Below are 5,810 nucleotides of genomic sequence, written 5' to 3' on the forward strand. Positions count from 1 at the left end.
TGGCGATCGAAGATCGCATAGCCGGCCTCGTCGTCCTTGCGCAGCGCCAGCCCGCGGAAGCTGACCGGCAGATCCGCGATCCGCGAGACGCCGTATTTTTTCAGCGTCTCGTCGCGGAAGGCGACGAAGGCGGGATGGCGCTCGTCATGGCCGAAGGTGTTCGCCTTGTCCTGCGCGATCCCCGCCCGAAACTCCTGCCATGTCGGCGTCGGCGCAAAGGCGCGCGCGGCGTCCGTGGCGAGGCGCGGCGCGAGAAAGGAATTGGCGAGCCAGAAGGCGAGCAGCGTGACGAGCGCGGCGCGTGAGCTTCTGGCGAGCGCCGAAACGCCAAGCGCCAGAAAGGCGAAGCCCGCCAGATAGGCGGCATAGGCGGCGCCGAGCGCCCCGAGTCGAAGGATTTGATCGGCGAGCGACAGGCGTTCGCGATCGACAAAGAAGACGAGGGCGAGCGCCGCGCCGAAAAAGGCCGGCGCGAGCAGCGCGAAGATTGCGCCGATGAGCGCCATCGCCTTGCCGGCGAGAATGTCGTGCGGCCGAGCGCCGACGCTGAGCAGCTGTTTCAGCGTGCCGCTTTCGCGCTCGCCCGAGAAGCTGGCGAAGCCCATCAGGATGACGATGAGCGGCGCGATCGTCTGCAGGATGAAGGCGAGCGACAGCGAACCGAGCCGAGCGCCGACGCCGCCGTCGCGCGCCTGTTTGAACTGGGTCTCGTTCTGCTTATGCGCCTCGAGCCACACGGCCGAACCAACATAGGCGTCGACGCCGGGATCGGCGAGCGCCAGCGGGCTCAACGGCTTGAAGGCGTATTGGCCGAAATGCGCGGCGGCGTGCGGATTCTTGGCGCTCTGTCCGACCCAGAGGTCGCGATCGGCCTGCGCCGCGGCGTCGCGCTCGCGCAAAATGCGGGCGTTCTCGACATAGCCGAAGGCGAGCGCGGCGAGCATCAGCGCCATTATGAAGGCGCAGAGCCAGACGAGGCGCCGGTCGCGGAACAGCTCCAGCCATTCCTTGCCGGCGACGGCGCGCACGACGCGCCAGCGGCTCTTCGCCGGCGTCGTCGTCGCGAGCGGAGCGAGAGCGAGATTGCTCACGCCGCCGCGCTCGCGAAGAGATCGAGATAGGCGCGCTCCAGCCCCAGATGATCGACGTCGTCGGCGCCGAAGACGGACGCGAGACGCCCCTGCGCCATGATGCCGATCTTCGTGCCGCATTGCTTGGCGAGGAAGAGGTCATGCGTGACCATGAGCACCGCCATGCCCTCCTTGCGCAGCCGCTCGATCAGCGCGGCGAATTCATTCGCCGCGAGTGGATCGAGGCCGGAGGTCGGCTCGTCGAGCACCAGCGCCTGCGCGCGCCGCGCGAGGGCGATGGCGACGCCGACCTTCTGGCGCATGCCCTTCGAATAGAAGCGCACGGAACGCTCGGCGGCATCCTTTGGCAAGCCGGCGGCGGCAAGCAGCGAGAGCAGCTCATCGCGGGGCGCCCCGGCCCCGGAGATTTCGGTGAAATATTGCAGATTCTCGAGGCTCGTCAGCGCGCCGTAGAGCATCACCTGTTCGGGGATATAGGCGAGAAGCGCGCGCGCCGCGGAGGGATCAACTGCGGCGTCGATCCCGTAGACGAGCGCCTGGCCTGCGGTCGGCTGTATAAAATTCAGGAAGAGATTGACGGTCGTCGTCTTGCCGGCGCCGTTCGGGCCGAGCAGGCAAAACACCTCGCCCGCCGGCACGGTCAAATTCAAATGATCGAGGGCGGGAGAGTCCGCGCCATCATAAATTTTTGTCAGATTGCGCGCTTCGAGCATCCGCCGCCCCGCCCTGTACGGCTGACGCCGACGCGTGTGGCCCCGCGCCGGCTCCAATGTTCACGCAAGCCTGCCTGTCGAAGCGCCGACCGTCAAGCGAACGGTGGCTCCTACTTCTGCTTATAGGCTTCCGTCACATCCTCGACCGTGCGCAAGCCGGGCTTCGGCGACATCACCAGCACCGCCATATTGCCGGGCGCATGTTCGTTCTTCCACATTTTCGTGTGCGCCACCGGGATTTTCTCCCAGGAGAACACTTCCGACACGCAGGGGTCGACGCGCCGGTCCAGCACGAAGCGATTGGCGGCGGACGCCTGCTTCAGATGCGCGAAATGCGAACCCTGGATGCGCTTCTGGCGCATCCACACATAGCGCGCGTCGAAGGTGAGGTTGAAGCCGGTGGTGCCGGCGCAGAACACCACCATGCCGCCGCGCTTCACCACGAGGCAGGAGACCGGGAAGGTCGCTTCGCCTGGATGTTCAAAGACGATGTCGACGTCCTTCTTGCCGGTGATGTCCCAGATCGCCTTGCCGAAGGCGCGGGCGTTCTTGGTCCATTCGACATATTCGGGCGTGTTGACCTTCGGCAGCTGCCCCCAGCACTTGAAATCCTTGCGGTTGATGACGCCCTTGGCGCCAAGCGACAGCACGTAGTCGCGCTTGCTCTCATCCGAGATGACGCCGATGGCGTTGGCGCCCGAGGCGGCGCAGAGCTGCACGGCGAACACGCCGAGGCCGCCGGAGGCGCCCCACACCAGCACATTGTCGCCCGGCTTCAATTGATGCGGCGCGTGGCCAAAGAGCATGCGATAGGCGGTCGCGAGCGTTAAGGTGTAGCAAGCCGCCTCTTCCCAGGAGAGGTGCTTGGGGCGCTCCATCAGCTGGCGGTCCTGGACGCGGCAGAACTGGGCGAAGGAGCCGTCCGGCGTCTCATAGCCCCAGATGCGCTGCGAGGGCGAGAACATCGGGTCGCCGCCGTTGCACTCCTCGTCGTCCCCGTCGTCCTGGTTGCAGTGGACGACCACCTCGTCGCCGACCTTCCAGCGCTTCACCTTGGAGCCGACCGCCCAGACGATGCCGGAAGCGTCGGAGCCGGCGATGTGATAGGGATTTTTGTGCGCATCGAGCACGGAGATGGGTTCGCCTAGCGAGGCCCAGACGCCATTGTAATTGACCCCGGCCGCCATCACGAGCACCAGCACGTCGTGGCTGTCGAGTTCCCAGGTCGGCAAGACCTCGAGCTGCATGGCGGTTTCCGGCGGCCCATGCCGCTCCTTGCGGATCGCCCAGGCGTACATGTTCTTGGGAACATGCCCGAGCGGCGGAATCTCGCCCATCTCATAGAGGTCTTTCTTCTCACTCAAGGTTTCGCTCCCTCCGGCTTTGAATCTCGCGCCGATAAAGTTTCGGCGGAGCTTATAATAGGGCGACGACGCGCTTCATAGCGCGAAATTCCTATGGATCGGCAAGTGTTTCTCTATAGCTGCAGGAAGCCTTTCGGCGCCCGCGCATTATTTATCTGCGCTTGGGGGCAGAAAGAGACCCGATGGAAACCGCGCCCGAGATCGATTTCATCGATATGGAGCCGCGCCCGGAGTTGGGCGCCAAGATCGTCGCCAAGCTGGCTCAACTGGAGAAGGTTTATGGGCGCATGACCGCCTGCCGGGTCGTCGCCAAGGGGCCGAGCGGCCATCATCGGACCGGCGGCCAGCATCATTTCACGATTTATATCGCGCTCCCCGACGGTCGCGAAGTGTCGGTGGAGCGCACGCCCGACGCCGATGAGCGCTTCATGGACGCTGAGTTTGCGCTCAACGACGCCTTCAGGCGGGCGCGGCGGCAATTGCGCGATCAGTCGCGCCAGATACGCGGCAAGGTCAAGCATCACGAGACGGCGCCGACGGCCGTGGTGAAAAGCGTCTTTCGCGCCGACGGCTTCGGCTTCCTCGAAAGCGAGGATGGACGCGAGATCTATTTTCACCGCAACAGCGTGGCCGAACCCGGCTTTGACGCGCTCGAAATCGGCGAGCGAGTGGAGTTTCTGGAAGGCCAAGGCCGGGAGGGTCCGCAGGCCAGGCGCGTGCAGTCGCTGAACGAAATCGCGCCGCGCCCCGCCTCGGGATAGGTCGCGAAGTCCAAGGCCGGGTTTGTGGCCGGGGGCGGCGCGGTCAACGCCGCCACGCTGCGGCCGGGCGTCCGTCCGTCTTCCGCCTGCGCCCACCCCATGCTAAGCGCAACGGCGGAGGAGAGGCTATATGAACGACATGTCCGCCCCGCGCCGCGACAAGCCCTGGATGTTTCGCACCTACGCCGGCCATTCGACCGCCAGCGAGTCCAACAAGCTCTATCGCTCCAATCTCGCCAAGGGCCAGACGGGTCTCTCCATCGCCTTCGATCTGCCGACGCAAACCGGCTACGACAGCGACCACATCCTCTCGCGCGGCGAGGTCGGCAAGGTGGGCGTGCCGGTCTCGCATCTGGGCGATATGCGCACGCTCTTTCACGGCATCCCGCTCAGCGAGATGAACACGTCGATGACCATCAACGCCACCGCCGTATGGCTGATGGCGCTCTATATCGCCGCCGCGGAAGAGCAAGGCGCGCCGCGCGCGAAGCTGCAGGGCACGACGCAAAACGACATCATCAAGGAATATCTCTCGCGCGGCTCCTATGTCTTCCCGCCCACGCAATCGCTGCGCCTCACGCAGGACCTCATTCTCTTCACCACGAAGGAATGCCCCAAGTTCAATCCGATGAACGTCTGCTCCTACCATCTGCAGGAAGCGGGCGCGACGCCGTCGCAGGAGCTCGCTTATGCGCTGGCGACCGCCGTCGCCATTCTCGACGGCGTGAAAGCCGCGGGAATGCCTGAGGAAGACTTCGCCCAGGTCGTCGGCCGCATCTCTTTCTTCGTCAACGCCGGCATGCGCTTCGTCACTGAGCTCTGCAAGATGCGCGCCTTCGCCGAGCTTTGGGAGGAGATCACGCGCGAGCGCTATGGCGTGAAGGACGAGAAGCTCCGCCGCTTCCGTTACGGCGTGCAGGTCAATTCGCTGGGCCTCACCGAGCAGCAGCCGGAGAACAACGTCTATCGCATCCTGATCGAGATGCTCGCCGTGGTTCTCTCCAAGAACGCCCGCGCCCGCGCCGTGCAGCTTCCGGCCTGGAACGAGGCGCTCGGCCTGCCGCGGCCCTTCGACCAGCAATGGTCGCTGCGCATGCAGCAGATCATGGCCTATGAGACGGATCTGCTCGAATATGGCGACATCTTCGACGGCAATCCCGAAATCGCCCGCAAGGTCGCCGAACTGAAGGCCGAGGCGATGGCCGAACTCAAGAAGATTGAAGACCTCGGCGGCGCGGCCGCGGCGGTCGAGATCGGCTATATGAAGGGCAAGCTCGTCGAAGCCAACACCGCGCGCCTTGAGTCGATCGAGGCCGGCGAGCAGATCGTCGTCGGCGTCAACAAATTCACCGGCGGCGAGCCGTCGCCGCTCGCCTCGGGCGACGATCAGATCATGGTCGTGCCGGAACATGTCGAAGCCGAGCAGATTTCGCGGCTGAAGGCGTGGCGCGAAAGCCGCGACCAGAAGGCCGCGCAAGCCGCCATCGAAGAGCTGGCGCGCGCCGCCAAGGAAGGCCGCAACATGGTCGAGCCGTCCATCGCCGCGGCGAGGGCGGGCGTCACCACCGGCGAATGGGGCAATGTCCTACGCGGCGTGTTCGGGGAGTACCGCGCGCCGACGGGCGTCTCGTCGACGGCCCGTCAGGTTGGCGGCGCGCTCGACGCGGTGCGTGGCGAAGTCGAACGCGTCTCGCAAAAGCTCGGCAAGCGGGCGAAGTTTTTGGTCGGCAAGCCGGGCCTCGATGGCCATTCCAACGGCGCCGAGCAAATCGCCGTGCGCGCCCGCGACGCCGGCTTCGAGGTGATCTACGCCGGCATCCGCTCGACGCCGGCTGAACTTGTCGAGGCCGCGAAGAAGGAAGGCGCGCATTGCATCGGCCT

5 protein-coding genes are annotated in these 5,810 nt (G+C 65.4%); 2 read left to right on the forward strand and 3 right to left on the reverse strand.

Annotated features, from left to right (window positions below; all coding sequences use genetic code 11):
- The 3 genes from ACR65W_RS01935 to ccrA form a co-directional block, all read right to left on the reverse strand.
- Window positions 1-1,091, reverse strand: a 1,091-nt coding sequence (locus tag ACR65W_RS01935; RefSeq protein WP_434502233.1) for an ABC transporter permease subunit, incomplete at its 3' end; no start/stop codon positions are given.
- Window positions 1,088-1,804, reverse strand: a complete 717-nt coding sequence (locus tag ACR65W_RS01940; protein ID WP_434502235.1) for an ABC transporter ATP-binding protein — start codon at window positions 1,802-1,804, stop codon at window positions 1,088-1,090. The genes ACR65W_RS01940 and ACR65W_RS01935, both read right to left, overlap by 4 nt.
- 110 nt (window positions 1,805-1,914) lie before the next feature.
- Window positions 1,915-3,168 carry a crotonyl-CoA carboxylase/reductase gene (ccrA, locus tag ACR65W_RS01945; RefSeq protein ID WP_434499461.1) on the reverse strand — a complete coding sequence of 418 codons (1,254 nt, stop codon included), beginning with the start codon at window positions 3,166-3,168 and terminating at the stop codon, window positions 1,915-1,917.
- A 182-nt stretch (window positions 3,169-3,350) separates the two neighbouring features.
- Between ccrA and ACR65W_RS01950 the strand changes: the two genes are divergently transcribed.
- On the forward strand, window positions 3,351-3,929 hold the full coding sequence (locus ACR65W_RS01950; protein WP_196401121.1) for a cold shock domain-containing protein: 579 nt from the start codon (window positions 3,351-3,353) through the stop codon (window positions 3,927-3,929).
- A gap of 130 nt (window positions 3,930-4,059) precedes the next feature.
- Window positions 4,060-5,810 (forward strand): methylmalonyl-CoA mutase family protein (locus ACR65W_RS01955; protein WP_434499462.1); only part of this gene is annotated, 1,751 nt, incomplete at its 3' end.

This window comes from Methylocystis sp., assembly GCF_051062815.1.
In the GTDB taxonomy this organism is placed as follows: Bacteria; Pseudomonadota; Alphaproteobacteria; order Rhizobiales; family Beijerinckiaceae; genus Methylocystis.

What these genes read in the sequence shown, in the direction of transcription:
- ACR65W_RS01940 (WP_434502235.1), bottom strand. Translation starts at nt 1,804, where the DNA reads ATGCTCGAAGCGCGCAATCTGACAAAAATTTATGATGGCGCGGACTCT.
- ACR65W_RS01950 (WP_196401121.1), top strand. Translation starts at nt 3,351, where the DNA reads ATGGAAACCGCGCCCGAGATCGATTTCATCGATATGGAGCCGCGCCCG.